We start from the raw sequence: 24,730 nt of genomic DNA, 5'->3' as shown, positions 1-24,730 counted from the left end.
AGGAGTCCCCATGGGATCTGTGATCAAGAAGCGCCGCAAGCGCATGTCGAAGAAGAAGCACCGCAAGCTGCTTCGCAAGACCCGTCACCAGCGTCGCAACAAGAAGTGACGCCCGCGCCCTCCGGGCGCTGACGAGACGAAGCCGCCGTCCCCTTCCGGGGGGACGGCGGCTTCGTCGTGGACGGCGATCCGTAGAGTGGGGCCATGACCGCCGATCTGCCCGCCACCACCGCCCGCGTCCAGCTGCTCGTGAAGCCCGGCTGTCACCTGTGCGCCGAGGCCGAGGCCACGGTGGCGCAGGTGTGCGACGCGCGGGGCGAGGCCTGGGAGGCCGTCGACGGCGCCGCGCACCCGGCCCTGCTCGAGCGGTTCGCGGACGAGGTGCCCGTGCTGTTCGTCGACGGCGTCCAGCGCGACTTCTGGCGCGTGGACCCGGCCCGTCTGGGCCGGCTCCTGGACGCCCCGCGGGCCTGAGCGGGCTCAGCGGCGCGCGAAGCGCTGCCAGGCCTTCAGCCGCATGTACTCCGTGGCGTCCGGGCGGTAGGCGAGCACGATGCCGGCGACGCCGAGGCCCACCCACACGAGGTCCAGCGGGCTGAACGCCCCCATCACGGCGTTGGAGACCAGCACCAGCACGGACAGGGACGCCAGCACCGTTCCGACGATGCGCGCGGCGCGCGAGCCGCCGCGGATCGCGAACGCCACCCACAGGTAGACGAGGAACGCGAGGACGCCGAACACGGCCGCCGTCGTGGCGAGGGTCGGGAGCATCCCGTCCATCATGGCGCGCATCTGCTCCGCCTGGTCGGCGGGCAGATCCATCCGCTCGACGGACCGGTCCAGCTCCTGCTGGATCGCGGCCTGGCCCTCCGGCTGGGTGATGGCGAAGGCCGCCAGCAGGGTCGTCGCCAGCAGCAGGAGGCCGCCCGAGACGATCAGCCAGAACGCGGCCGTCAGGGAGCGCGGCCGCGGGGGCAGCTCAACCGGGCCGGGAGACTGCCAGCCGGCCGGGCCGTGGGGGGAGGGGGCCTGGGGCATCCCCGCCTGGCCCGGGGCGCCGTACGGAGCCGCCGGCGGTGCGCCGTAGGGGTCCTGGCCGTACGGGCTCGCGCCCGCCGGGTCGGAGGAGCCCGGGGTCGGCCCCTGCGGGGCGGCGCCGTAGGGGTCGGTGCCGTACGGGTTCTGGCTGCCGTGGGGATCGGTGGGCGAGGTGCCGGACATGGGGCCTCCTAGCGACGCCGACGCTCGCGGCGTCTCGGTGCGGACGGGGGTGGCGGCGCGGTCGCGCCGAGCTGTGCCCCACGCTACCGCCGGGGCCACCGGTCCGCCTCTGCCAGACTGGCCCCATGCAGACGCTCGCCACCGTCCACCTGGTCCGCCACGGAGAAGTCCACAACCCCGATCGTGTCCTCTACGGCCGCCTGCCGGAGTTCGGGCTCTCGGAGCTCGGCCACGAGATGGCCCGGGGCGTGGCCGCGTGGTTCGCGGAGCGCGCCGCGCAGACCGGCCGGGCGCCCGCCGTCGTCGCCGCCTCCCCGCTGACCCGCGCGCAGCAGACCGCCGCGCCCCTCGCGGCCGCGTTCGACCTGCCGCTGGTCACCGAGCCCGACCTGATCGAGGCGGAGAACGCCTTCGAGGGCATGTCCCAGGTGGCGGCGTCGCTGAAGCGGAACCCGCGGCTGTGGCCCCGGCTGCGCAATCCCCTGCGCCCGTCCTGGGGCGAGCCGTACCGCGCGCAGGCCGCCCGGATGCTGGCCGTCGTCGACCGGCTCCGCGGCGAGGCCGTGGCCGCCGACGGGCCCGGCGCCGAGTCCGTGCTCGTCTCGCACCAGCTGCCGATCTGGGTGACGCGCCTGGCCGTCGAGGGCCGTCCGCTGTGGCACGACCCGCGCCGCCGCGAGTGCTCGCTGACCTCCGTGACCTCGCTCGTGTACGAGGAGGGGCGCGGGGTGCCGCGCGTCGAGTACCACGAGCCGAACCAGGCCCTGCTCAAGGACGCCTCCTCCCTGCCGGGCGCCTGAGACGGCCGGCGTCGACGACGCCGGCCGCAGCCTCCCACGGGGTGGGGGTGTGACGTCCAGGGTTCAGTCAGAATGCGGGGCGGACAGTAGACTCCCCAGGTACCCGGAATCCAGCCCCGCGCGTCCCCTGGAGGGCAGCCCGCCATGCAGACCCCCCGTCCGTCCCGTCGCACCGTGCTGACCGGCCTCTCGCTGCTCGGCCTCGCGCCCGTCCTCGCGGCGTGCTCGGGGGACGACTCGCTGACGCGGCAGGCCGGCAACGCGGACGGCAAGAACTACATCGCCGGCGACGGCTCCGTCCTGGAGATCGCCCCCGCCGAGCGCGGCGCCCCCGTGGAGTTCGCCGCCGAGCTCTTCGACGGCACCCCCGTGACCGGCGCGAGCCTGCGCGGCACCCCCGCCCTGCTGAACTTCTGGTACGCCGCCTGCGCGCCGTGCCGCGTCGAGGCCCCCCACCTCGTCTCCCTGCACGAGCAGTTCGCCCCGCAGGGGGTGCGGTTCCTCGGCGTGAACGTCCGGGACACCGTCACCACCGCGCAGGCCTTCGAGCGCACCTTCGAGATCCCCTACCCGTCCATCGAGGACGCCCGCGGGGACGTGCTCCTGAACATGACCGACTACGTGCCCCCGCAGGCCGTGCCCTCCACCCTCGTCCTGGACGTCGAGGGCCGCGTGGCCGCCCGCGTGCTCGGCGCCGTGGAGGAGTCCACCCTGCGCGCCCTGCTCACCACCGTGGTGGACGAGGCCGCGGCCTGACCCGGCCGCCGTGTCCATGCAGAGCAACCCCTTCGCCGAGATCGCCCTCGACGGCTCCCTGCTGCTGGCCGCGCCGATCGCCGTGCTGGCCGGCCTGATCTCCTTCCTCTCCCCGTGCGTGCTGCCGCTCGTGCCCGGCTACCTCGGGTACGTCACCGGCCTCGGCGGGGACGTGCTCACCAGCCGCCGCCGCGGGCGCCTCGTGCTCGGCTCCGTGCTGTTCGTGCTCGGGTTCGCCGTGGTGTTCGTGGGCATCACCGTGGTGTTCACCCAGGCCATGGTCTGGCTGGGGCGCGACGGCGCCTGGGTCACCCCCGTGCTCGGCGTGCTCGTGATGCTCATGGGCCTCGTGTTCCTCGGCGGCGGCGGCCGGCTTCAGCAGGAGCGCCGCGTCCACTTCAAGCCCGCCGCCGGCCTGGTCGGCGCGCCCCTGCTGGGCATGACCTTCGGCCTGGGCTGGGCGCCGTGCATCGGCCCCACCATGGCCGCCGTCCTGGCCATGTCCACGGCCAGCTCCGGCTCCGTGGGCCGCGGCGCCCTGCTCGCCTTCCTCTACTGCCTCGGCCTGGGCCTGCCGTTCGTGCTCATGGCCCTCGGCATGGAGCGCGGCATGCGGGCCCTCGGGTTCTTCCGCCGGCACCGCGTGCTGATCATGCGCCTCGGCGGCGCCCTGCTGATCGCGCTGGGCCTGCTCATGGTCACCGGCGTCTGGACCGCCTGGACCACGCAGCTGCAGCTGTGGTTCGCCAACGAATGGGAGATGCCCCTGTGAGCTCCAAGGCCGCCCGGACGCGCTCCGAGCCCGTCACCCTGCCGCGCCTCGGCCTGGCGGGCACCCTGCGCTGGATCTGGACCCAGCTGACCAGCATGAGCACCGCGCTCATGCTGCTGCTCCTGCTCGCCGTCGCCGCCGTGCCCGGCTCCCTCGTGCCCCAGCGCCGTGCCGGCCCCGAGATCGTGGACCAGTGGATCGAGGACAACCCCGTGTGGGGCCCCGTCCTGGACGCCCTGCAGTTCTTCGACGTCTACAACTCCGTCTGGTTCTCGGCCATCTACCTGCTGCTGTTCGTCTCCCTCGTGGGCTGCGTGTGGCCGCGCGCCATCCAGCACGCCAAGGCCCTGCGCCAGCCCCCGGCCCGCACCCCCCGCAACCTGACGCGCCTGCCGGCCTCCGGCGTCGTCGTCCTCGAGGAGGGCGGCCCGAGCCCCGAGGAGGCCGTGGCCAGAGCCCAGGCGTGGCTGCGCAAGCGCCGCTACCGCGTGGAGCACCGCCCCGAGGCCGGCGGCGCGTCCGTGGGCGCCGAGCGCGGATACCTGCGCGAGATCGGCAACATCCTGTTCCACGTCTCGCTGATCGGCGTGCTCGTGTTCATGGCCTACGGCGGCATGACCAAGTACGGCGGGCAGAAGATCATCGTGGAGGGCGAGGGCTTCGCCAACAACCTCGTGGCCTACGACTCCTTCACCCCCGGCACCTACTTCAGCGCGGACGACCTCCAGCCGTTCTCCCTCACCCTCGACTCCTTCGACGCCGTGTTCGACCGCGAGTCCGAGACCCACTACGGCCAGCCGCTGGACTACACCGCCGTGATGGAGGTCCGAGAGGGCTCCGGCGGCGAGCTCCAGCGCCAGATCCTCAAGGTCAACCAGCCGCTGGACATCGACGGCGTGCGCGTCTACCTCGTGGGCAACGGCTACGCGCCCGTGGTGACCATCCGCGACGGCGCCGGGGACGTGGCCTTCCAGGGCCCCGTGGTCACCCGCGTGTTCGACCAGAACTACGGCTCGCAGGCCACCATCAAGGTCCCCGACGCGCGGCCGGACCAGCTGGGCTTCGTCGGCTTCTTCCTGCCCTCGGCGGTGGAGGACGAGGAAGGCGCCGCGTTCTCCGCGGACCCCGAGCTGCTCAACCCGGAGCTGCAGCTGAACTCGTACTACGGGGACCTCGGCCTGGACACCGGCCGCCCGCAGAACGTGTACGTGCTGGACACCGCATCCCTCACCGAGCTCAACAGCCGCACCAACGAGAACGGCGGCATCGTGCTCAGCCCGGGCCAGACGTACGAGCTGCCCGAGGGCAAGGGCTCCATCAGCTTCGACGGCGTCCGCCGCTACGTCGGCCTGGACATCCACTACGACCCGGGCAAGTGGGGCGTCGGCGTGTTCGCCGGCACCGCCCTGCTCGGCCTGGCGATCAGTCTGTTCGTCCGCCGCCGCCGCGTGTGGGTGCGTGCCCGCACCGACGACGACGGCCGCACCCGCGTGGAGTACGCGCTGCTCGCCCGCGGCGAGGAGTTCGGTCTCCACGAGGAGCACGTGGCCCTGCGCGCCGCCATGGAGAAGTGGTGGCCCATCGTCGCCGCCACCGAGACGGCCGACGACGCCGCGGCCGGTGCCGCCCCCCAGTCCACCCCCACCGCCCCCGAGACCCCCGCCGGCCCCGCCGACGCCCGATCAGGAGACTGACAGTGTTCAACCCCACGGCCCCCGTGAACGAGCAGCTGGCGCTGTACAGCGACCTCTTCATGCTCATCGCCGCGCTCGTGTACGCGGCGGCGTTCATCCTGTTCACCATCGACATGGCCACCGCCTCGGCCACCATCCGCCGCCTCGAGGCCGACCTCGCGGCCCAGCGCGGGCAGGTGCGCACCGCTCCGGCCCGCGGGACCGTGGGGGCCGCCGTCGGCGGGTCCACGGCGGTCGGCGCGAGCGCCTCCGACGCGGCCCGTCCGACCGGCGCCGCCGAGCGCGGCGTCGACGCGGACGGCGCCCTCGTGGACGAGGACATGGACTACACGGGCGGCGGCCGCCGCCCGGTCGCCAACGTGGCGGTGGCCGTGCTGGCCGTCGGCTGGGCGCTGCACGCGTTCGCCGTCGTCGCCCGCGGCCTCGCCGCCTCCCGCGTGCCGTGGGGCAACCTGTACGAGTTCATGACCACGGGCGCGCTCGTGATCACGACCGTCTACTTGCTGTTCCTCTTCCGCAAGGACCTGCGCTTCGTGGGCACGTTCGTCACCGGCATCGTCGTGGCGATGATGTGCGCGGCCACCATGGGCTTCCCGACGCCGGTGGGCCACCTCCAGCCGCCGCTGCAGACGCCGTGGCTCGTCATCCACGTGTCCATCGCCGTGCTGGCCAGCTCGCTGTTTGCGCTGACCGCCGCGATGTCCGTGCTGCAGCTGCTGCAGGACCGCGCGGAGAAGCGCGTTGCGGCGGGCGAGCGCTCGTGGGCGTTCCTGCGCCTCGTGCCGGCCGCGCAGGGGCTGGAGAACTGGTCCTACCGCCTCAACGCCGTCGGCTTCGTCATGTGGACCTTCACGCTGATCGCCGGCGCCATCTGGGCCGAGGCCGCGTGGGGCCGCTACTGGAACTGGGACACCAAGGAGGTCTGGACCTTCGTGATCTGGGTGGTGTACGCGGCGTACCTGCACGCTCGCGCCACCCGCGGCTGGACCGGTGCCCGCGCCGCGTGGCTGAGCATCGTGGGCTTCCTGTGCATCGTGTTCAACTACACGATCGTCAACACGTACTTCCCGGGCCTGCACTCGTACGCGGGTCTGCCCGGCTGAGTCCGGCGGGGCCCCTCAGGCGCGCGGGCCGTCGCCGTCCGGGTCGGCGTCGTCGTCGCCCTGCTCCCGACGACGGCGCAGCTCCTCCTCGCGGGCGCGCAGCTCGGCCTCGCGGCGGTCCAGGTCCTGCTCACGGGCGTCCTGGCGGCGCTGCACGCGCAGGCTGCGCAGGAACGCCTCGTCGTCGTCCGGGGCTCCGGAGGGCCGGGGTGCGGCCCGTCCGCCCGCGCCGGCCGGGCGGGCGCGCCCGAGCAGCAGCCACAGCAGCGGCCCCACGAGCGGCACGAGCACGATGACCGCCACCCACGCCGTCTTCGGCAGGCTGCGCACCTCGCGGGCGGGGGTCAGCAGCGCCTCGAACAGCGCGTAGAGGGTCAGTCCGGCGAGGATGATCGCGGCGGGGATGATGAAACGGCCCATCCTTCCAGTCTAGGCGCGGGCTGTGGGATCGGCGGGCGGGCGGGCGGGGCGTCCGTCCTCGTAGGATGGACCGGTGCGCATCTTCTTCTACGGTCTGGTCCGCGTGGTCCTCTTCGTCGCCCTGTGGGCGCTGTTCTACTACGTGATGAACCTCTGGATGATCTTCGCGGTGATCGCCGCCACGATCCTGGCGTTCGCCGTCAGCTACCTCTTCCTCGACCGCCTGCGCACGGGGGCCACCGAGGACCTGTCCGCCGCGTGGGAGGGCCGCCCGGGCCGCCGGGGCCGCACCGAGACCGCCGACGCGGACGCCGAGGACGCCTACACCGAGGGCCGGTTCCGCGAGTGAGCCCCGCGGGACGACGGGGCGGATGACGCCGCCGTCATCCCGTGCGGCTCAGAGCAGCGCGCCGAGGGTGAACGTGATCGCGTAGACGATCCCGATCACGCCCGTCGCGCGCAGCACCGGGATCAGCGCCCGGCGGTCGTCGGCGCGCAGCACCGTGCGGATCGGCCGGATCGCGAGCAGGCCGCCGATCGGCACGAGCAGCAGCCCCGGGTGCACCGCCACCCAGAACAGCGGCAGCAGCAGGGCGACGGCCAGCATGACGCCGTAGGACGCCCGCGCGGGTCCGTCGCCCAGGCGGGCGGCCAGCGTCATCTTCCCGACCTCGCGGTCCGTGGGGATGTCCCGGATGTTGTTGGCCATGAGCAGGGCCGTGGAGATCAGCCCGCAGCCGATCGCGCCGGCCCAGGCCAGGCCGCTGACGGCGTCGGCCTGGGTGTACGTGGTGCCGAGGACGGCCACCAGCCCGAAGAACACGAACACGAACACCTCGCCGAGGCCGAGGTACCCGTACGGCCGCTTCCCGCCGGTGTAGAACCACGCGGCCAGCACGCAGGCGACGCCGACCAGCAGGAACCACCAGTGCCCCGAGAGCAGGATGAGCCCCAGGCCGGCCAGCCCGGCGAGGCCGAAGAACGCGAAGGCCGCCTGCTTCACCCGGGCCGCGGGCACGAGCCCGGAGACGGTGAGCCGGAAGGGGCCGACGCGCTCGTCGTCGGTGCCGCGGATGCCGTCCGAGTAGTCGTTGGCGTAGTTCACGCCGATCTGCAGCGCGAGCGACACCACGAGGGCCAGCAGCGCCGCGCCGAGGTGGAAGGAGCCGAGCTCCGCGGCGGCGGCCGAGCCGACGATCACGGGGGAGATCGCCATGGGCAGCGTGCGCGGGCGCGCGGCGGCGACCCACTGGGAGAGCGTGGCGGCCATGGGCGGGGGTTCCTCCTGGGGAGCGGGGTGGGCGGCGGCGCGCGGCGGGCCGGGTCGACGGCGGCGCGCGGCCGGGGCCCGACGTCGGCCGGGCCCGGGTCATTCTCCCACGCGGGCGGGGCGGCGCTCAGCCGGCGGTGAACCGGGCGGCCAGGGCCTGCCGGTCCGTCTTGCCGGTCGAGAGCAGGGGCAGGGCGTCGAGGACGAGCCACGTCTTGGGCACCGCGGCCGCACCCAGCGCCGCGCGCACGTGGGCGCGCAGGACGGCCTCGTCGGGGGCCGCGGCCGGGTCGGCGGGCACGACGGCGGCGCACAGCCGGGCGCCCCACTCGGGATCCGGCACGCCGGCCACGTGGGCCGCCGCGACGCCCGGGTGCGCCTCGAGCACCGCGGTCACCGCCGCCGCGGACACCTTCACCCCGCCCGTGATGACGACGTCGTCCAGGCGACCGGTCACGGCCAGCCGCACGCCGCCGTCGTCGGTGGGGGAGAGCACGCCCGTGTCCTCGGTCAGGAAGGCGCGGGCGCCGTCCGCGGTGGGGACGAAGTGGGCGGCGGTGCGGGCGGGGTCGTCGAGGTAGCCGGCCGCCACCATGGGCCCGGCCAGGCGCACGCGCGGCGTGGCGTCGGGGTCGTCCGGGGCCACCGCGACGGCGACGCCGGGCAGCGGCACGCCGTCGTAGACGCAGCCGCCGCACGTCTCGGCCATGCCGTAGGTGGCGGTGAGGCGCACCCCCGCCGCCTCGGCCGCGGCCCGCAGCGCGGGATCGAGCCGGGCGCCGCCCACGAGCACGCGGTCGAAGGAGCGCAGGGCCGCCCGCCCGGCCGGGTCGGCGTCGGCCGCGAGGAGGCGGGCGAGCTGGGTGGGGACGAGCGAGACGAGCCGGGGGCCGGCGTCGTCGGGCAGGGCGGCCGCCCCGGTGGCGAACGCCGCGGGCGTGAACGGGCCCGGTGGCAGGGCCACGGGTGCGGTCCCGGCCGCGATCGAGCGGGAGAGCACGGCGAGCCCGGCCACGTAGTGCACGCCGAGGGCCAGCAGCCACGCCCCCTCGCCGCCGAGCCGCCGGGCCGTGGCCGCGGCCGAGGCGCCAAGGGCCGCGCCGGTCAGGACGATCTGCTTCGGCGTGCCCGTGGACCCGGAGGTGCGCACCACGGCGACGGCGTCCGGGGCACCGCAGCGGCGCGGGTCGCGGGCCTCGGGCCGGGGGAGCGCGGCGCCGTCCTCGGTCAGCTCGACGGGGGCGCCGCCGTCGAAGGCCGCGGCGAGGGCGTCCGTGGCGCGGGCGAGGGCATCGGCGGTGGCGGGCATGGCCCCGAGTGTAGGAGGCCCGACGACCGGACGGACCCGCCCGGTGGACCGGATCCGCCCGGCCGGTCAGAGCATGAACGGCACCGTGGCGATCTTCACCACCATGATCAGCGCGAACAGCTGGGCGTACCCCTCGGTCACGCGGGCGTCGGTGGACCGGGAGAGCGCGTAGTCCAGGATCGCCGGCTGGCCCGTGATGCCCGCCAGCGCCCCGTAGGTGCGATCCACGGACTGCCCCAGCAGCCGTGCCGCGGCGATGAGCAGGGCCGCGGTCAGCGCGGTGAGCACGGCGGACATCAGGATGGCCAGCCCGCCGACCCGGGTGAACACCGTCTCGATGAACGCCGGGCCGGCGGCCAGGCCCACCACGCCCAGGAAGAGCATGAGGCCGAACTGCCGCAGCGTCAGCGCGATCTCCGTGGACGGCTCCCACACCGTGGGTCCCGTTCGGCCGATCGCACCGAGGGCGAGGCCGACGAGGATGCACCCGGCCGCCGGGCCGAGGGAGAAGGAGGCCCCGCCCGGAAGCGGGATCGTCACCATGCCCAGCAGGTAGCCCAGCGCCATGCCCGTGCCCAGGGAGATCCAGTCCAGGTTCGAGAGCCCCCGGGTCGAGTTGCCGAAGAAGTCGCGCACCGCCTCCATCCGCGGCGCGGTGGTCACGATGAGCACCCGGTCGCCGACCTTGAGCTCGGTCTGCGGGGTGGCCAGCGACTCGACGTCGTCCCGCCGCAGCCGGGCGACGTCGGTGCCGAAGCGCTCGCGCAGGGACAGCGTGCCCAGGCGGCGGTCGGCCAGGGCGCGGGCCGTGACGATGACCATGGAGGTCTGCAGCGGGTTCATCACCTGCGCCGGGTCGGCGCCGGTGCGGCGGCCGAAGGCCTGCACGGCCGCGTCGATGTTCTTCTCCGTGCCGTCCAGGACGACCTCGTCCCCGGGTTCGATCCGGTCGGCGGAGCCGGCGATCCGGGCCACGCCGCCGTGGCGCAGCGCCACCACGCGCACCAGCCCCTCGGAGATCCCGGGGATCTCCCGCACGGCGAGCGCGGAGGTGGCGACCGCGGCGGTGAAGCGCAGCTTGCCGTCGGTCACCGGCGCCGGATCGCGCGGGGAACTGCTCCACGGGCGGGCGGCGAGCACGGTGATCGCGATGATGGTGCCGACCACGCCCACCAGGTAGGACAGCCCGTAGCCCACGGCGGGGGCCTGCCCGCCGGTGAGCTGGTTCGCCAGCGCCATCGCCGGCGTCGCGGTGAGCGAACCCGTCCACACGCCGATCGCCGTCGGCAGGTCCAGGTTGAGCAGCGCGGCCAGGGGGTGCACCGTGAAGGCGGTGAGGATCACCACGACGACGGCGGCCAGCATCAGGGGCAGGTTGCCGCGCAGGTCCCGGAAGAACACCTTGCCGGCGCCGAGCCCGATCAGGTAGGCGAACAGGGCCAGGCCGAAGCTCTGGAACAGGGCCAGCCGGTCGCCGACGTCGGGCAGCACCGCCCCGACGAGCAGGCCCACGAACAGTGCTCCCGAGGCGCCGAGGCGGATCTTGCCCAGGGGGATGGTGCCGACGGCGGCGCCCAGGGCGACCGTGGCCATGAGGACGAGGATGGGCTGGTCGTTGAGCAGTGCGAGCATGGGCGGGTCTCCGTCCTGCCGTGGTGGTCGGTCAGAAGTGGTACGGGAAGGCGGACCAGTCCGGGTCGCGCTTCTGCAGGAACGCGTCCCGGCCCTCCACGGCCTCGTCCGTCATGTACGCCATGCGGGTGGCCTCGCCGGCGAACACCTGCTGGCCTGCCATGCCGTCGTCGGGAAGGTTGAACGCGAACTTGAGCATGCGCAGGGCCTGCGGGGACTGACGGTTGATGTCCGCGGCGTACTCGAGGGCGACCTCCTCGAGGCGCTCGTGGTCCACGGCCTCGTTCACCGCGCCCATGGCCACCATCTCCTCGGCCGAGTACTCGCGGGCGGTGAAGAAGATCTCGCGGGCGCGCTTCTGGCCCACCTGCCGGGCGAGCAGGGCCGAGCCGTAGCCGGCGTCGAAGGAGCCCACGGTGGCGTCCGTCTGCTTGAACTTCCCGTGCTCGCGGGAGGCCAGGGTCAGGTCCGCGACCACGTGGAGCGAGTGGCCGCCGCCGGCCGCCCAGCCGTTCACGACGGCGATGATCGCCTTGGGGGAGGTGCGCATCAGGCGCTGGACCTCGAGGATGTGGAGGCGTCCGGCGCGGGCCGGGTCGATGGTCTCGGCCGTCTCCCCCTCGGCGTAGCGGTAGCCGTCGCGGCCGCGGATGCGCTGGTCCCCGCCGGAGCAGAACGCGTGGCCGCCGTCCTTGGGGGAGGGGCCGTTGCCGGTGAGCAGCACCGTGCCCACGTCCGGGGTCATGCGCGCATGGTCGAGGGCGCGGTAGAGCTCGTCCACGGTGCCGGGCCGGAACGCGTTGCGGACCTCGGGGCGGTCGAAGGCGATGCGCACCGTGGGCAGGTCGCGCACCCACCGGCCGTCGGCGTCGCGCTCCACCTGGCGGTGGTAGGTCAGGTCCTCGAAGTCGAAGCCCTCGACCACGCGCCAGCGCGTGGGGTCGAAGATGTCGGAGACCTGTTCGGGCAGGCGGTCGCGGTCCGGGTGCTCGGGGCTGTGCGGGGTCATGGCATCGAGTCTAGGTGTCCCCCGGACCCCCACCGCTCGAGGTGATGTGTGTCACCGTGGGGGACGGGGGCCGGCGACGGTGCCCGGACGCGGGCGGGCGCCGCCGTGGGCTCCTCGCTCAAAACGTCTGGGCGAACTCAGGAGAGAAACGCAGCACGCTTTTCCAGATTATTCCATCAAATCCTGTCGCATCCACCACTTCAACCTGCCCTTTAAAACACCCGTTTCCCGAATGAAAGTGTTCTGGGAAATTCCCAGTTCCCAAATAGAATCGGGGCTCGAGGGGAAATTGACTAAGCGCCCGGGTGTGCGAAGCCGACCAAGTGCTCGTGTGGCAACAGGCCATCGGCCAGCTTGTGTACCAGAGGCGCGAGGGCGGCTGGGGTCTCCTCCCTGAATCGGACGACCTCAGCAGGCAAAAAAGGTCAGGCCGGTGAGGAAGATCTGCTGGGCCGTCGTTCCATCGGTGGACGCGAAGTACAGAGTGAAGGAGTTGATCGGGCCGGCGTAGGTGACCACGGACCGGTTCGCCTCGGTGTCGGACCTGACCTCACTGGCTGACACGGCCCTCACGGGCGATCCGGTCGTCCCGTTGCCCTGCAGGGGGGGGCCGTTGGTCACGCTGGTGGGTTCGGGGTCGAGCACGATGGCGTCACGGTACTGATTGCGCAGCCAGTCGACGTCGGCAATCGTGAACTGGAGGTTGGTCACGGGGCGGCTGAACGTGATCGTGAGTCTCTGCCCGCCAGAGCCGGACTGCTGGAGCAGCAGACCGTCCGCCCTCAGGTCTCCGAGTCCGTTGTAGCCCTGGTTGATGCCGCCGGCCGAGGTGAGGTTCTCGGGCCTCAGAGACTTGCCGATGTCGGCGACGGTGTTCAGGGACAGGGTGATGGGAGTGCGGCCTGCGGCTGACCACGTGTAGGTGGACGGGGGCGTCCCATAAACGTTGGCCTGGGTGAACCTGCCCGTGAACGCGGCCGGGTTCGCGCATGAGACGGCGAAAGCCGGGGCTGCGGCGGCGGCTGCCACGGCCGGAACAGTCCAGGCCAGTCCGTGGGCCACGGTACGGCGGGACAGGGAAGGGGGCGAGGCGGGTGACTGAGGGTCCGTGAAGGACATGGGTTTCTCCGATGGCAGGGGAGCCGCCCGGCGGGCAGGTTGCCCAGCGTCAGCGCAGCGTTCGATTCACGGTGCTTCAAAGCATAGGGGTATCGCTGGCATCCTCGATAATCGGTGAGGGCTGCAGCTCCCCGGAGAGAGGGGCCGGATCGCCGGGCGGGCCGGTCAGTCCACCCGCTCCGTGGCCCCCAGCGCGGTCAGCAGGAACGCGTACTCCCACGCGGTGTCCTCCCAGCCCTGGTACCGGCCGGACGCGCCGCCGTGGCCGCCGTCCATCTCGGTGCGCAGCAGGATCGGGGCGCCGCCCTCGGCCAGGGGCGTGGCCTGGTCGCTCGTCACCGTCCGCCGCAGCTGGGCCACCCACTTGGCCGGCTCGACGTAGTGCACGCGGGTGTCGTTCAGGCTCGTCACGGCCGCGATCGCCGGGTAGTCCACCGCCCGCACGTTCTCGTACGGGGTGTAGGCGCGCATGGCCGCGTACACGGCCGCGTCCTCGATCGGGTTGCCCCACTCCTCCCACTCGAGCGCGGACAGCGGCAGCTCCGGGTCGAGGATGGTGGTGAGCGCGTCCACGAACGGCACCACGGCCAGGCACGCCCGGTACAGCTCCGGCGCGAGGTTCAGCACCGCGCCCATGAGCAGGCCGCCGGCCGAGCCGCCCATGCAGGCCACGCGCGCCGGGTCCGCCCAGCCGAGGTCCACGAGGTGCCGGGTGGCGTCCACGAAGTCCGTGAAGGAGTGCCGCTTGGCCAGCTTCTTGCCGTCCTCGTACCAGCGCCGGCCCAGTTCGCCGCCGCCGCGCACGTGCGCGACCGCGAACACCACGCCCCGGTCCAGCAGGGACAGCCGGGCCACACCCAGCACGGGGTCCATGGACATCTCGTAGGAGCCGTAGCCGTACACCACGCACGGGGCCGTCCCGTCCGCGGCCACGTCGCGGCGCCGGATCACGGTGACGGGGATCCGCATCGGCTCACCGGTGACGGAGCTCGGCTCGGACGCCGGCGCCCACACCCGCTCGGCCACGTAGCGCTCGGGGTCGTAGCCGGGCACCTCGGTCTCGCGGCGCAGGTGCACCTCGCCGGTCGCCGCCGAGACGTCCAGCACGCGCGCGGGCGTGATCCAGGACGTGTAGGCCAGGCGCAGGAACGGGGACTCGGCCGCCGTCGCGGACAGGTGGCACGCGTAGAGCTCCTCGTCGAACGCGGGCTCGCGCCAGTCGGCGCCCTCACCCGCCAGCACCGCCTCCAGCTCGGCGACGACGACGCGCGGGGTGGTCTCCCGGCGCACGGCCAGGGCGGCGTGGGTCAGGGTGACCATGACGCCGTCGACCTTCACGTCCTCGCGGTGGGGCACGACGGTGCGCCAGGCGCCGCGGTCGGCGACGTCCGCCTCGGCGACCACCGAGAGCATCCCGTTGGGCGCGGCGACGGGGGCGCCGTCGTCGTCCAGGGCGCGGTCGTGGACCACGAGCAGCCGGCGGACGCCGTCGGCGTCGGTGACGGGCTCGACGTCCGCGAGCATCCGCCACGCGCGGGGGATCAGCACGCGCGGGGCGGGCAGGGGCGCGGCGGGGTCCTCCGGCAGGTCGACCACGAGGGTCTCGGAGACCTCCGAGTTGCCGACGCCGATCAGCAGCTGGGTGCGGTCGGCCACGCCCTCGAAGCCGGTCCACATGCCCGGGTCGCCCTCCTCGTGCAGGAGCACGTCCTCGGCCGGGTCGGTGCCGAGCACGTGGGCCTTGACCTGGTACGGCCGCCACGAGTCGTCCCACACGGTGTAGAACACGCGGGTGCCCGAGCGGTCGAAGCGGACGCCGTGGGCCACGTTCTCGACCGCGTCCGGCAGGTCCTCGCCCGTGGCGATCTCGCGCACGCGCAGGGTGAAGCGCTCGTCGCCGGTGTGGTCCACGGCGTAGGCCACCCGGGTGGCGTCCGGGCTGATGTGCAGGCCGCCGAGCGCGAAGAACGGGTGGCCCTCGGCCTCGGCGTTGCCGTCCAGGATCACCTGCTCGCCCGGCAGGGCGGCGTCCGGGGTGATGACGGGCGGGGTCCAGTCGGCCTCGAGGTCGCCGGTGTCGCGTGCGGGCACGCGGCAGTGGATCTGATATTCGGCGCCCTCGCGGGTGCGCACGAAGTACCACCAGCCGTCCCGGCGGGCGGGCACGGAGCGGTCCGTCTCCACCGTGCGGGCCTTGATCTCGCCGACGATCGCCTCGCGCAGCGGCGCCTGGTCCGCGGTCACGGCCTCGGTGTACGCGTTCTCGGCGGCCAGGTGCTCGAGCACGCGGGGCTCCGCCTTGCCGCGCAGCCACTCGAAGTCGTCCTGGAACGTGTGGCCGTGGTGGCGGCGGGTCACGGGCTCGGCGGAGACGGGCGGCGGGACGGGGGTGTGCGACGTGGTCTGGGGCATGCGGCCCATCCCATCACGCCGCGCGGGGCGGGGCCGACACCCCGCGCCGCACACGACGACGGCGGTGCACCGGGCCGGTGCGCCGCCGTCGGGGGTGGCGGGTCAGTTCAGGCCGAGGGCCGCCCGGACCACGCCGAGCCCGAAGTACGCGACGAACGCGAGCGCCACGAACCACAGCAGCGGGTGCACCTCGCGGCCGCGGCCCTGGCCCGTGCGGATCACCGCGTAGGCCACCACGCCGGCGCCGATGCCGTTGACGATCGAGTAGGTGAACGGCATGAGGATGAACGTGAGGAACGCCGGGAAGGCCGCGCCCGGGTCGGACCAGTCGATCTGCACCACGTGCTGGCACATCATGAACCCGACCACCACGAGCGCGGGGGCCACGGCCTCGAACGGCACGAGGTGGATGAGCGGGGAGAGGAACACGGCCGCGAGGAAGAACAGGCCGGTGAACACGGAGGCCAGGCCGGTCCGGGCGCCCTCGCCGATGCCGGTGCCGGACTCCACGAAGATCTGGTGTGCCGAGCCGGAGGCGCCGCCGCCCACGGTGACCGCGAGCGCATCCGCGGCGAGCACCCGGTTCAGGTCGGGGATGGAGCCGTCCGGGTTCACGGTGCCGGCCTCGCGGGCCAGGCCCACGGAGACGCCCATCGCGTCGAAGAACACGGAGAGCAGGATCGCGAACACGAGCAGGGAGGCCATCAGCCCGCCCACGGAGGTGAAGGCGCCGAACAGGTCCACGCTGCCGAGCAGGTGCAGGTCCGGGGCGGTCCACTCGGGCAGGGAGGGGGCGATCAGGGACCAGCCGGTGGGCACGGCGTTCCCGTCGGCGTCCACGGAGGGGCCGATGTGGAACACGGCCTCCAGCACGTTGGCGAGGATCGTCGCCACGACGATGCCGATCAGGATCGCGCCGCGCACCTTGCGGATCACGAGGACCGCGGTCAGCAGCAGCCCGACGACGAAGACCAGCACGGGCCAGCCCTCGAGCTCGCCGCCCGTGCCCAGGCCCACCGGGACCGTGGTGTCGGCGGCGTCCGGCAGCCGCCGCACGAACCCGGCGTTGACGAGACCGATCAGCGCGATGAACAGGCCGATGCCCACCACGATGCCGGACTTCAGCGCCTCCGGGACCGCGTCGAACACGGCGCGGCGGAAGCCGGTGACCACGAGCAGCAGCATCACGAGACCGGCGAGGGTGACGAGGCCCATCAGCTGGGGCCAGGTGAGCCCCGGCGTCGTGGCGATGGTGATGGAGACGAACGCGGAGACGCCCAGGCCCGCGGCCACCGCGAACGGGTGCCGCGCCCACACGCCCATGACGATGGTCATGACGCCCGCCACGAGCGCGGTCACGGCGGCCACGGCGGGGATGCCCAGGGTGTTCCCGGCCGAGTCGGGCCCGGACAGGATCAGCGGGTTCAGCACCACGATGTAGCTCATCGCCAGGAACGTGGCGAGGCCGCCGCGGAACTCCTGGCCCACCGACGAGCCGCGCTCGGTGATGCGGAAGTACCGGTCCAGGGCGCCGCGGGCAGCGGCGGGGGACGGGGCGGACGAGGGCGGTGGAGAGGCGGTGCGGGAGGCCATGGCACCAGCGTAGTGACCCGGTCCCACGACGATCGCGCGCGTGCCGTCCCGCTACGCTCGCGGGCATGCGTCCCCGCTCCGCCTCCGCCGCCCGCACCCGGGAGGCGCTGCGCGACGCCGTGCAGATCTACGCCCCCTCCACCGTCTACGCCGTCGGCCTGGGCGCCATGACGCCCGCGCTCGCGGTGGCGGCGCTGGCCCTCGGCCTGGACGCGGCGCGGGCGGCCGCCGTCGTGCTGCTGGTGGGGCTCGGCTCGCTCGTGGCCAACGGGCCGGCCTCGGCGCTCGCGGCCCGGGCGGGGGAGCGGGTCACCATGGTCGTCTCCGCGGTGCTCGGCACGGCCGGCGCGGGCCTGGCCTGGGCGACGACCGCCGGGGTGTCCTCCGGGCCGTCGGCGGCCGGGGTGGCCGAGCCGGGGCGGCTGGCGCTGTTCCTGGCCGCGGTGCTCGCCGTGGGCATGGCCGGGGCCGGGTTCAACCTGGCCCGGCAGGCGTACCTGGCGGTGGCGGTGCCGGCCACGCACCGGGCCCGCGCGATGTCCACGCTCGGCGGGACCGTGCGGATCGGGACCTTCCTGGGCCCGTTCCTGGGTGCCGCCGCGCAGGCGCCGCTCGGGCTGGACGGCGCGTTCGCCGCGGCCGCCGCGGCCATGGGCGTCGGTGCCGGGCTGTGTCTGCGGATCCGGGATCTGCCGGTGCCGGCGCCCGGTCTGGCGGCGGGGGAGGAGCCCGGCCCGGCCGGACGACCTCGCCTGTTGGACGTGGCGCGCGCCCGGCGCGGGGCGTTGCTCACGGCCGGCTTCGGCGTCGTCGCCGTCTCCGCCGCCCGCGCGGCGCGCAACGCGGTCATCCCGCTGTGGGCCACGCACCTGGGCCTGGACGCGGCGACGGCGTCGGTCGTCTTCGGCCTGGCCGGCGCGGCGGACCTGCTGCTCTTCTACCCCTCGGGTCGGCTCATGGACCGCTTCGGCCGGCGCGCCGTGGCGGTTGCCGTGCCTGACCCTGCTGGGGGCGGGGTTCCTGGCGATCAGCCTCACCCGGGAACCGACGGCGTTCGCGGCGGCGGCGGTGCTGCTGGGCATCGGCAACGGCTTCGGCGCGGGGATCGTGATGACCCTCGGGGCGGACCACTCGCCGCCCAACGCGCGCGCCCCGTTCCTCGGCCTGTGGCGCTCGATGTCCGACGCGGGGATGCTCGCCGGGCCGCTGCTGCTCTCCGGGGCGACCGCCGCGGCCGGGCTGGCCGTCGGCGTCGGCTCCCTCGCGGTCGTCTGCGGGGTCGGAGCGGTGGTGTTCGCCGCGGTGCTGCCGCGCGGGCCGGGGGCCGTGGCGGACCCGCCGCCCGTCGTCGTGCGCTCCCGCTGACCGGGGCGCCGGACCGTCGACTCAGTCGGCGGTCTCGTCCGGGGGGATGGTCTGCCCGGAGGCCTGGTCGTCGAAGACCATGTACGTCTGCGTGTCGACGACGCTCGGCAGGGTCTGCAGTTCGTCGAAGATCACGCGGCGCAGGTCGGCGGTGTCCCGCGCGCGGACCAGCAGGATCACGTCCATGTTCCCGCCCACGAGGGAGACGTGGGAGACCTCGGGGATGGCCAGGAGCGTGGCGCGCAGCTCGCGCCAGTCGTGCTGACGCAGCTTCATGGTCACGTGGGCGGAGGCCCCGAAGCCGACCTTGACGGGGTCGACCCGCACGGTGAAGCCTGTGATCACGCCCGCGTCCTGCAGGCGGTTCAGGCGCGAGTAGCAGTGCGCGCGGGAGATGTGCACGCGCTCGGCCAGGGCCGCGACGGACATCCGCCCGTCCTGCGTCAGTTCGCGGACGATCGCGCGGTCCACGCGGTCCAGCGGCTCGGCGGCCATGGCTCCTCCTGGGGCGGGGCGGACGGGTCGGCCACGCGGCGGCGGACCGTCTACGTGGCACGAGTCACAATAGCAGTTCGTCCGATGGAGTGCCTGGTTCGCGCCCGATTGTCTCGTGATCCCGGGTGGGCGCGCGACACATTGACCCTCTTGGGCACACTGAAGGCCACAGATCGAGAGGACCCGCCATGAGTGACCCCACCCCCGCCGTGCCCGGGGCCGCCCGGACCGACGAGGCCGAGACCCGCCCGAACGCCGGCGCCGCCTTCGGCATCTCCCTCGAGGAGTACCTGCTCCCCGCCGCCCGCCGCATCCAGCTGATCGGCGAGGACGGCACTCTGCTGGCCCCGGAGGAGCAGGGCACCGAGCCCGGCCACGAGTACCCGCTGCCCTCCGACGAGGAGCTGCTGGCCGCCTACCGCCACCTCGTCATCGGCCGCCGCGTCAACGACCAGGCCTACGCCCTGGTGCGCCAGGGCCGCATGGCCGTCTATCCGTCCTCGCACGGCCAGGAGGCCTCCGAGGTCGCCGCCGCCGTCTGCCTGGGCGAGGACGACTGGCTGTTCCCGACCTACCGCGACACCGTGGCCGTGATCGCCCGCGGCGTCCCGCCGCTCGAGGTGATGGTGGCCTACCAGGGCACCTGGCATCAGGGCTACGACCCCCAGAGGCACCACGTCTCCATCCAGTCCACGCCCCTGACCACCCAGATGCTGCACGCCGTCGGGATGGCCAAGGCCGCCCGTCTGCGCGGCGAGGAGGTGGTGTGCCTGGCCATGGTCGGCGACGGCGGCACCTCCGAGGGCGACTTCCACGAGGCGCTGAACTTCGCGGCCGTGTTCAAGCTGCCGGTGATCTTCTTCGTGCAGAACAACAAGTTCGCCATCTCCGTGCCGTTCGCCAAGCAGTCGGCCGCCCCGTCCCTGGCCCACAAGGCCGTGGGCTACGGCCTGGCCGGCGAGCGCGTGGACGGCAACGACCTCGGCGCCCTGCTGGCCGTGCTGGGCCGCGCCGTGGACCTGTGCCGGCAGGGCCAGGGCCCCTTCCTCGTGGAGGCGGACACCTACCGCATGCAGGCGCACACCAACACGGACGACCCCTCGCGCTACCGCGACGACGCCGAGGTGAAGGAGTGGGAGGCGCGCGACCCGCTGCGCCGCATGACCGCCTACCTCGAGTCCACCGGCGCCCTCACCGAGGAGGTCTCGGCCCAGATCGCCCGCGACGCCGAGGACGTCGCGCAGCAGCTGCGCGACGCCATGAACGCCGAGACGGAGCTCGATCCGCTCGAGCTGTTCGACCACGTCTACTCCGTGCAGACCCCGCAGCTCGCCGCCCAGCGCGCGCAGCTGGCCGAGGAGCTGTCCCGTTCCGAGAACCAGGAGGCCTGAGCATGGCGACCCTGACCTTCGCCGCCGCGCTCAACGCGGCGCTGGCCGACGAGATGGCCGCCGACGACATGGTGGTGGTGTTCGGCGAGGACGTCGGCACCCTCGGCGGCGTCTTCCGCATCACGGACGGGCTGACCACGCGCTTCGGCGAGGAGCGCTGCTTCGACACCCCGCTGGCCGAGTCCGGCATCGCGGGCATGGCCGTGGGCATGGCCCTCGGCGGCGCCCGCCCCGTGATCGAGATGCAGTTCGACGCGTTCGCGTACCCGGCCTTCGAGCAGATCGCCTCGCACGTGGCCAAGATGCGCAACCGCACCAAGGGCGCCACGCCCATGCCGATCACCATCCGCATCCCCTACGGCGGCGGCATCGGCGGCGTGGAGCACCACTGCGACTCCTCCGAGTCCTACTACGCGCACACCCCGGGCCTGAAGGTGTACACCCCGGCCTCGGTGAAGGACGCGTACATGATGCTGCGCTCGGCCATCCGCCTGGACGATCCGGTGGTCTTCATGGAGCCCAAGAAGATGTACTGGACCAAGGCCGAGCTCGACCTCGACCAGCTGCGCGCCGAGTTCGAGGAGGGCTGGGCCCGCGTCGAGGACAAGAAGGAGCACGGCGAGGCCTGGGCGCGTGCCGCCGTCGTCCGTGAGGGCACGGACGTCACCCTCGTCTCCTACGGCCCCTCCGTGCCCACCTGCCTCGCCGCCGCCCACGCGGCCGCGGAGGAGGGGCTCTCGGTGGAGGTCGTGGACCTGCGCACCGTGAACCCGCTGGACGAGGACACGATGACCGCCTCGGTCGCCAAGACCGGCCGCGCCGTCGTCGTCGCCGAGCCGCAGGGCTTCGCGTCCGTGGCCTCCGAGCTGGTGGCCCGGATCCAGCAGCGCTGCTTCCATTCGCTGGCGGCGCCCGTGGGCCGCGTGACCGGCTTCGACATCCCGTTCCCCGCGCCGAAGCTCGAGGAGCACCACCTGCCGAACATCGACCGCATCCTGGACGCGATCGATGACCTGAACTGGGACCTGGACGCCGAGGAGGCCCGCGCATGAGCAACACCTTCCTGCTGCCCGACCTGGGCGAAGGCCTGACCGAGGCCGACATCGTCCGCTGGCTCGTCGCCGAGGGCGACACCGTGGCCGTCGACCAGCCCATGGTCGAGGTTGAGACCGCCAAGGCCCTCGTCGAGGTGCCGAGCCCGTACGCCGGCACCGTGCTGACCCTGCACGGCGCCGAGGGCGAGACCATGGACGTCGGCAGCCCGCTGATCACCATCGGCGCGGCCGGCGAGTCCGGTGAGGGCTCCGCGCCCGTCGCCGGCACCGAGTCCCTGGCCGTCCCGCCGGCCACCGGTGCGGACGCGGCCGAGGCCGCGCGCCCCGGCGCGCTGAGCTACCGCGAGGAGGAGATGGCCGGCGTCCAGCCGAAGCCGGACAAGGCCCGCGGCGGCGACGGCGACGTCGCCGGCTCCGACGACGAGGCCTCCGGCGCCGTGCTCATCGGCTACGGCACCTCCGGCCACAAGGCCACCTCCCGCAGCCGTCCGTCCAAGCGCGGCCGCGGCGCCGCCCGCCCGACGCCGGCCCCCGCTGCCGAGGCCGGCGCCCCGCGCGTGACCTCCCCGATCGTCCGCAAGCTCGCCCGCGAGAAGGGCGTGGACGTGGCCGCGCTGACCGGCACGGGCCCGGACGGCCTGATCACCCGCGCCGACGTGCTCGCCGCGGCCGAAGGATCCGCCCCGCAGACCGCCCCGACCCCGGCCCCGTCGGCCGCCGCCCCGGCGGCCGCGGCCACCGCGCAGCCGGGCGCCGTGGACGGGCGGACCGGCCTGGCCGTCGTCGCCCGCACCCCGATCACGGGGGTGCGCAAGGTGATCGCGGACCAGCTCTCCCGCTCGCGCCGCGAGGTCCCGGAGGTCACGGCGTGGCTGGACGTCGACGTCACCGCCCTGCTCGAGCTGCGGGCCGCGCTCAAGGCGAAGGACCCGGAGAACGCGCCCTCGCTGCTCGGCCTGATCGCCCGCTTCACCCTGGCCGGTCTGCGCCGGTACCCGGTGATGAACGCGCGCATCGAGGCCGGGGCGGACGGCAAGGACGAGATCGTGGAGGTCGACGGCGTCCACCTCGGCCTGGCCGTGCAGACCGACCGCGGCCTCATGGTGCCGTCCGTCGAGCACGCGGAGAAGCTGTCCGCGGACGAGCTCACCGCCGCGATCAACGACACCGTCAGCCGCGCCCGCGCGGGTCGGGCCGCCCCGGCCGAGCTCACCCGCGGCACGTTCACGCTGAACAACTACGGCCCGCTGGGCACGGACGGCGCCACGCCGATCATCAACGTGCCCGAGGTGGGGATGCTCGGCATCGGCCGGATCATCGACCGCCCGTGGGTCGTGGACGGGGAGATCGTGGTCCGCAAGGTCACCGAGATGACGGTGACCTTCGACCACCGCGTCACCGACGGCGCCACCGCGAGCGCGTTCCTCACGTTCGTGGCGGACTGCCTCCATGATCCGACGGCCGCCCTGGCGCGGATCTGATCCGGAGGATCCCGGCCCGCCTCAGCCCCTGACGAGCCCTGCGATGTGGCGGCCATTCCTCGCGGATGGCCGCCACATCGCAGGGCTCGTCGTCTGGTGGGGGTGCGGTGGGCGTGCGGGGAGGGGTCAGTCCGCGCGGCCGCGGCGGAAGGCCGTGCCGAGTGCGCCCCACAGCAGGACCGCGGGGGAGGCGCTGAGCAGGATCCCGGCCGGCTCGGCCGCCGGGTGGGGGCCGGCGCCGCTGGTCGCGGGGGTGTCGAGGGTGAGGGCGAGCAGCGTCAGTCCGGCCGCCAGGCCCGCGACGCCCAGGGACCAGAGCGTGGCCTCCACGCCGCGGGCGCCGCGCGGTGCGGGCCGCGGTGCGCCGTCGTACCGGACGAACGGCACGGCAAGCAGCCCCCAGGCGGCGGACACGAGCGACGCGGCGGCCATGTCCGACGGCCGGTGCCAGGCCTCCGTGTAGGCGACGGCGCCGGTGCAGGCGCTGACCACGGCGCCGAGGACGGTGGTGAGCGGTCGCCACCGGGCGGGCACGAGCAGCAGCGCGGCCACAGCGGCGCCCGTCGCGAGCGTCATGTGGCCCGAGGGCAGTGAGTTGCCGCCGGACCATGGGACCCCGTCGGCGTGCTCGGGCCGCGGAAGCGCCGCCTTGAGCAGCTGCGTGGTGAGGTTGGACCCGGCCAGGACGAGGAGGGCGAGCAGCCCCCGCCGCCGCCACCGGGCCACGGCGAGCGCGCCGAGCGAGGCCAGCGCCATGCCGGCCGCCAGCCCGAGCGGCAGGATCCGCACCACCTGGGAGGCTACGTCCGGAACGGTGTCCGCGTAGCGCTCCTCGACGGCGCGGAACACCTGGTACTCGAGCACCTGGCCGGCGGAGGACCACACCAGGGCGGCGTAGACCAGCACGACGCCGGCCACGCACGCGGCCAGCGCCAGCCACCACGTCCACGAGGGGAGGCGGCGGGGGGCGCGGGCGGTGGGGGGCATGGGTTCCATTGTGTCGGACGCGCAGCCGTCATGCAGGCTTCATCGGACGGTCACGCCCCCGTCGCCGTCCCGTCCTCCGCGCCCCTGAGCCGCCTGCCTAGCCTGGGGCCATGACCCGCGTGCCCCCCGCCCACGGACATCGCCCGGCCCTCCGCGACTCCACCGGCTCGGCTCACGGCCCGGGCGTCGAGCCGGGCGCCCGGCCCCGTCTCTCGGCCGAGGACCTGCTGGCCGCCCGGGACGCCCTGGCCCCCTTCGGCCGGCTGAGCCGGCAGGAGCCCATCGAGTGGGCCGCCGAGGAGCCCCTCGCCCCGGACCTGGCCGACTTCTACCGCTACGTGGGACCGGAGTGGCTGGAGATCGACACCCTCGGCCTGCCCGTGATGTTCTTCCCGCTGGACCGCCTGTGGGACGAGCAGGCCGGCTACCGGTGGAACCCCCGAACCGGTGCGCTGCTGGTGGACTGGAACGACGACTGGACCGTGGTGGCCAAGCAGGGCGCCGACCCGTTCATCCACGCGGCCTCCACCGGCCAGGTGCTCATGGCCCCGGGAGACGAGGGCTGGGAGGACCGCCTGGACGAGCCGCGACCGGTCTTCCAGGACCTCACCGAGATGACCCGCGCGCTCGCGGCCGTGGGCACGGCGTGGGCGCGCTTCGACGACCCGTTCACCGCCGACTGGCATCTCACCGAGGAGGTGACGGCCGCCGTCGTCGCCGGCCTGGAGGGGGTGCTCGGCGCCCACGACCGCGCCGTGGACCTGGCCCGAGCCCTCGGCTACCTCCGCGCCGTCTGAGCGTCGGCGCCGACACAGACAGTCCCACCCCGCCGGCGCCCGTCGGAAC

24 protein-coding genes and 1 pseudogene are annotated in these 24,730 nt (G+C 74.0%); 14 read left to right on the top strand and 11 right to left on the bottom strand.

Going from position 1 to position 24,730, the window contains the following annotated elements; genetic code table 11:
- Positions 1-10: 10 nt before the first annotated feature.
- Both AUV08_RS11745 and AUV08_RS04255 read left to right on the top strand, forming a co-directional pair.
- Positions 11-109: a 30S ribosomal protein bS22 gene (locus AUV08_RS11745; protein WP_005504750.1), complete on the top strand. Its 99-nt coding sequence runs from the start codon at positions 11-13 to the stop codon at positions 107-109.
- A 95-nt stretch (positions 110-204) separates the two neighbouring features.
- Complete coding sequence (locus AUV08_RS04255; protein WP_061867160.1) at positions 205-474, top strand: glutaredoxin family protein; 270 nt, start codon at positions 205-207, stop codon at positions 472-474.
- Between the two features lie 6 nt (positions 475-480).
- On the opposite strand, the gene AUV08_RS04250 is transcribed toward AUV08_RS04255, so the two are convergent.
- Positions 481-1,221 (bottom strand): hypothetical protein, encoded by a 741-nt coding sequence (locus AUV08_RS04250; RefSeq protein ID WP_061867159.1) that lies wholly within the window; start codon positions 1,219-1,221, stop codon positions 481-483.
- Positions 1,222-1,346: 125 nt separating this feature from the next.
- Between AUV08_RS04250 and AUV08_RS04245 the strand changes: the two genes are divergently transcribed.
- The 5 genes from AUV08_RS04245 to ccsB all read left to right on the top strand — a co-directional run bounded on the left by AUV08_RS04245 (position 1,347) and on the right by ccsB (position 6,346).
- Positions 1,347-2,021 (top strand): histidine phosphatase family protein, encoded by a 675-nt coding sequence (locus tag AUV08_RS04245; RefSeq protein WP_036336891.1) that lies wholly within the window; start codon positions 1,347-1,349, stop codon positions 2,019-2,021.
- A 144-nt stretch (positions 2,022-2,165) separates the two neighbouring features.
- Positions 2,166-2,777, top strand: coding sequence for a TlpA disulfide reductase family protein (locus AUV08_RS04240; RefSeq protein ID WP_061867158.1), 612 nt, complete (start codon positions 2,166-2,168; stop codon positions 2,775-2,777).
- A gap of 16 nt (positions 2,778-2,793) precedes the next feature.
- Positions 2,794-3,549: a cytochrome c biogenesis CcdA family protein gene (locus tag AUV08_RS04235; RefSeq protein WP_061867183.1), complete on the top strand. Its 756-nt coding sequence runs from the start codon at positions 2,794-2,796 to the stop codon at positions 3,547-3,549.
- Positions 3,546-5,243, top strand: coding sequence for a cytochrome c biogenesis protein ResB (locus AUV08_RS04230; RefSeq protein ID WP_061873111.1), 1,698 nt, complete (start codon positions 3,546-3,548; stop codon positions 5,241-5,243). The genes AUV08_RS04235 and AUV08_RS04230 overlap by 4 nt, the downstream gene beginning before the upstream one ends.
- A 2-nt stretch (positions 5,244-5,245) precedes the next feature.
- Complete coding sequence (gene ccsB / locus AUV08_RS04225; RefSeq protein WP_061867156.1) at positions 5,246-6,346, top strand: c-type cytochrome biogenesis protein CcsB; 1,101 nt, start codon at positions 5,246-5,248, stop codon at positions 6,344-6,346.
- 15 nt (positions 6,347-6,361) lie between these two features.
- Here the strand turns inward: ccsB and AUV08_RS04220 are convergent, their stop codons facing one another.
- The gene (locus AUV08_RS04220; protein ID WP_036381004.1) at positions 6,362-6,766 is read right to left on the bottom strand and encodes a PLDc N-terminal domain-containing protein; all 405 of its coding nucleotides are present in this window, start codon (positions 6,764-6,766) and stop codon (positions 6,362-6,364) included.
- Positions 6,767-6,839: 73 nt separating this feature from the next.
- Here AUV08_RS04220 and AUV08_RS04215 point away from each other — a divergent pair, with 73 nt between their 5' ends.
- Positions 6,840-7,115, top strand: a complete 276-nt coding sequence (locus AUV08_RS04215) for a DUF4229 domain-containing protein (protein WP_041104037.1) — start codon at positions 6,840-6,842, stop codon at positions 7,113-7,115.
- Between the two features lie 48 nt (positions 7,116-7,163).
- Here AUV08_RS04215 and AUV08_RS04210 read toward each other — a convergent pair whose 3' ends face one another.
- The 7 genes from AUV08_RS04210 to AUV08_RS04180 form a co-directional block, all read right to left on the bottom strand.
- Entirely contained in the window at positions 7,164-8,036 is an 873-nt protein-coding gene (locus AUV08_RS04210; protein WP_061867155.1) for a 1,4-dihydroxy-2-naphthoate polyprenyltransferase, read from the bottom strand.
- Positions 8,037-8,163: 127 nt separating this feature from the next.
- Positions 8,164-9,345, bottom strand: a complete 1,182-nt coding sequence (locus AUV08_RS04205) for an AMP-binding protein (protein ID WP_061867154.1) — start codon at positions 9,343-9,345, stop codon at positions 8,164-8,166.
- Between the two features lie 66 nt (positions 9,346-9,411).
- Positions 9,412-10,977: a TrkA C-terminal domain-containing protein gene (locus AUV08_RS04200; RefSeq protein WP_061873110.1), complete on the bottom strand. Its 1,566-nt coding sequence runs from the start codon at positions 10,975-10,977 to the stop codon at positions 9,412-9,414.
- A 31-nt stretch (positions 10,978-11,008) separates the two neighbouring features.
- Positions 11,009-11,986, bottom strand: coding sequence for a 1,4-dihydroxy-2-naphthoyl-CoA synthase (locus AUV08_RS04195; RefSeq protein WP_061867152.1), 978 nt, complete (start codon positions 11,984-11,986; stop codon positions 11,009-11,011).
- Positions 11,987-12,394: 408 nt separating this feature from the next.
- Entirely contained in the window at positions 12,395-13,015 is a 621-nt protein-coding gene (locus tag AUV08_RS04190; RefSeq protein WP_157554061.1) for a hypothetical protein, read from the bottom strand.
- A 255-nt stretch (positions 13,016-13,270) separates the two neighbouring features.
- A complete protein-coding gene (locus tag AUV08_RS04185) occupies positions 13,271-15,517 on the bottom strand; it encodes a S9 family peptidase (RefSeq protein WP_061867182.1) in 2,247 nt (748 codons plus the stop codon).
- A 102-nt stretch (positions 15,518-15,619) separates the two neighbouring features.
- The gene (locus tag AUV08_RS04180) at positions 15,620-17,110 is read right to left on the bottom strand and encodes an NCS2 family permease (RefSeq protein WP_061873109.1); all 1,491 of its coding nucleotides are present in this window, start codon (positions 17,108-17,110) and stop codon (positions 15,620-15,622) included.
- A gap of 65 nt (positions 17,111-17,175) precedes the next feature.
- Between AUV08_RS04180 and AUV08_RS12155 the strand changes: the two are divergent.
- Positions 17,176-18,033, top strand: a pseudogene (locus AUV08_RS12155) (MFS transporter); the annotation flags it as partial.
- A gap of 64 nt (positions 18,034-18,097) precedes the next feature.
- The gene (locus tag AUV08_RS12150; protein WP_061873107.1) at positions 18,098-18,475 is read left to right on the top strand and encodes an MFS transporter; all 378 of its coding nucleotides are present in this window, start codon (positions 18,098-18,100) and stop codon (positions 18,473-18,475) included.
- Positions 18,476-18,496: 21 nt separating this feature from the next.
- On the opposite strand, the gene AUV08_RS04165 is transcribed toward AUV08_RS12150, so the two are convergent.
- Entirely contained in the window at positions 18,497-18,970 is a 474-nt protein-coding gene (locus AUV08_RS04165; protein ID WP_036316705.1) for an Lrp/AsnC family transcriptional regulator, read from the bottom strand.
- 188 nt (positions 18,971-19,158) lie between these two features.
- Here AUV08_RS04165 and AUV08_RS04160 point away from each other — a divergent pair, with 188 nt between their 5' ends.
- From AUV08_RS04160 to AUV08_RS04150, 3 genes are read left to right on the top strand one after another with little or no spacing between them, the layout of a single operon-like run.
- On the top strand, positions 19,159-20,361 hold the full coding sequence (locus tag AUV08_RS04160) for a thiamine pyrophosphate-dependent enzyme (protein ID WP_036339448.1): 1,203 nt from the start codon (positions 19,159-19,161) through the stop codon (positions 20,359-20,361).
- 2 nt (positions 20,362-20,363) lie between these two features.
- Positions 20,364-21,413, top strand: a complete 1,050-nt coding sequence (locus AUV08_RS04155; RefSeq protein ID WP_061867147.1) for an alpha-ketoacid dehydrogenase subunit beta — start codon at positions 20,364-20,366, stop codon at positions 21,411-21,413.
- A complete protein-coding gene (locus AUV08_RS04150; protein ID WP_061867146.1) occupies positions 21,410-22,897 on the top strand; it encodes a dihydrolipoamide acetyltransferase family protein in 1,488 nt (495 codons plus the stop codon). The genes AUV08_RS04155 and AUV08_RS04150 overlap by 4 nt, the downstream gene beginning before the upstream one ends.
- A gap of 126 nt (positions 22,898-23,023) precedes the next feature.
- On the opposite strand, the gene AUV08_RS04145 is transcribed toward AUV08_RS04150, so the two are convergent.
- Positions 23,024-23,884, bottom strand: coding sequence for a phosphatase PAP2 family protein (locus AUV08_RS04145; protein ID WP_061867145.1), 861 nt, complete (start codon positions 23,882-23,884; stop codon positions 23,024-23,026).
- A gap of 110 nt (positions 23,885-23,994) precedes the next feature.
- On the opposite strand from AUV08_RS04145, the gene AUV08_RS04140 reads away from it, so the two are divergent.
- Entirely contained in the window at positions 23,995-24,681 is a 687-nt protein-coding gene (locus AUV08_RS04140; RefSeq protein ID WP_041104933.1) for a hypothetical protein, read from the top strand.
- Positions 24,682-24,730 lie beyond the last annotated feature (49 nt).

Origin of the sequence: Micrococcus sp. CH7 (genome assembly GCF_001595485.1) — a bacterium.
Taxonomy (GTDB): domain Bacteria; phylum Actinomycetota; class Actinomycetes; order Actinomycetales; family Micrococcaceae; genus Micrococcus; species Micrococcus luteus.
The sequence above is the reverse complement of the archived record's forward strand: the minus strand, read 5'-3'. Positions and strand labels throughout refer to the sequence as shown.

Bases quoted from the DNA above. Each gene is read 5' to 3' on its own strand.
- AUV08_RS04165 (WP_036316705.1), bottom strand. From the start codon at position 18,970: ATGGCCGCCGAGCCGCTGGACCGCGTGGACCGCGCGATCGTCCGCGAA.
- AUV08_RS04160 (WP_036339448.1), top strand. From the start codon at position 19,159: ATGAGTGACCCCACCCCCGCCGTGCCCGGGGCCGCCCGGACCGACGAG.
- AUV08_RS04250 (WP_061867159.1), bottom strand. From the start codon at position 1,221: ATGTCCGGCACCTCGCCCACCGATCCCCACGGCAGCCAGAACCCGTAC.
- AUV08_RS04235 (WP_061867183.1), top strand. From the start codon at position 2,794: ATGCAGAGCAACCCCTTCGCCGAGATCGCCCTCGACGGCTCCCTGCTG.
- AUV08_RS04200 (WP_061873110.1), bottom strand. From the start codon at position 10,977: ATGCTCGCACTGCTCAACGACCAGCCCATCCTCGTCCTCATGGCCACG.
- AUV08_RS04150 (WP_061867146.1), top strand. From the start codon at position 21,410: ATGAGCAACACCTTCCTGCTGCCCGACCTGGGCGAAGGCCTGACCGAG.
- AUV08_RS04180 (WP_061873109.1), bottom strand. From the start codon at position 17,110: ATGGCCTCCCGCACCGCCTCTCCACCGCCCTCGTCCGCCCCGTCCCCC.
- AUV08_RS04155 (WP_061867147.1), top strand. From the start codon at position 20,364: ATGGCGACCCTGACCTTCGCCGCCGCGCTCAACGCGGCGCTGGCCGAC.
- AUV08_RS04205 (WP_061867154.1), bottom strand. From the start codon at position 9,345: ATGCCCGCCACCGCCGATGCCCTCGCCCGCGCCACGGACGCCCTCGCC.
- AUV08_RS04255 (WP_061867160.1), top strand. From the start codon at position 205: ATGACCGCCGATCTGCCCGCCACCACCGCCCGCGTCCAGCTGCTCGTG.
- AUV08_RS04220 (WP_036381004.1), bottom strand. From the start codon at position 6,766: ATGGGCCGTTTCATCATCCCCGCCGCGATCATCCTCGCCGGACTGACC.
- AUV08_RS11745 (WP_005504750.1), top strand. From the start codon at position 11: ATGGGATCTGTGATCAAGAAGCGCCGCAAGCGCATGTCGAAGAAGAAG.
- AUV08_RS04185 (WP_061867182.1), bottom strand. From the start codon at position 15,517: ATGCCCCAGACCACGTCGCACACCCCCGTCCCGCCGCCCGTCTCCGCC.
- AUV08_RS04140 (WP_041104933.1), top strand. From the start codon at position 23,995: ATGACCCGCGTGCCCCCCGCCCACGGACATCGCCCGGCCCTCCGCGAC.
- AUV08_RS04195 (WP_061867152.1), bottom strand. From the start codon at position 11,986: ATGACCCCGCACAGCCCCGAGCACCCGGACCGCGACCGCCTGCCCGAA.
- AUV08_RS04245 (WP_036336891.1), top strand. From the start codon at position 1,347: ATGCAGACGCTCGCCACCGTCCACCTGGTCCGCCACGGAGAAGTCCAC.
- AUV08_RS04145 (WP_061867145.1), bottom strand. From the start codon at position 23,884: ATGCCCCCCACCGCCCGCGCCCCCCGCCGCCTCCCCTCGTGGACGTGG.
- AUV08_RS04240 (WP_061867158.1), top strand. From the start codon at position 2,166: ATGCAGACCCCCCGTCCGTCCCGTCGCACCGTGCTGACCGGCCTCTCG.
- AUV08_RS04210 (WP_061867155.1), bottom strand. From the start codon at position 8,036: ATGGCCGCCACGCTCTCCCAGTGGGTCGCCGCCGCGCGCCCGCGCACG.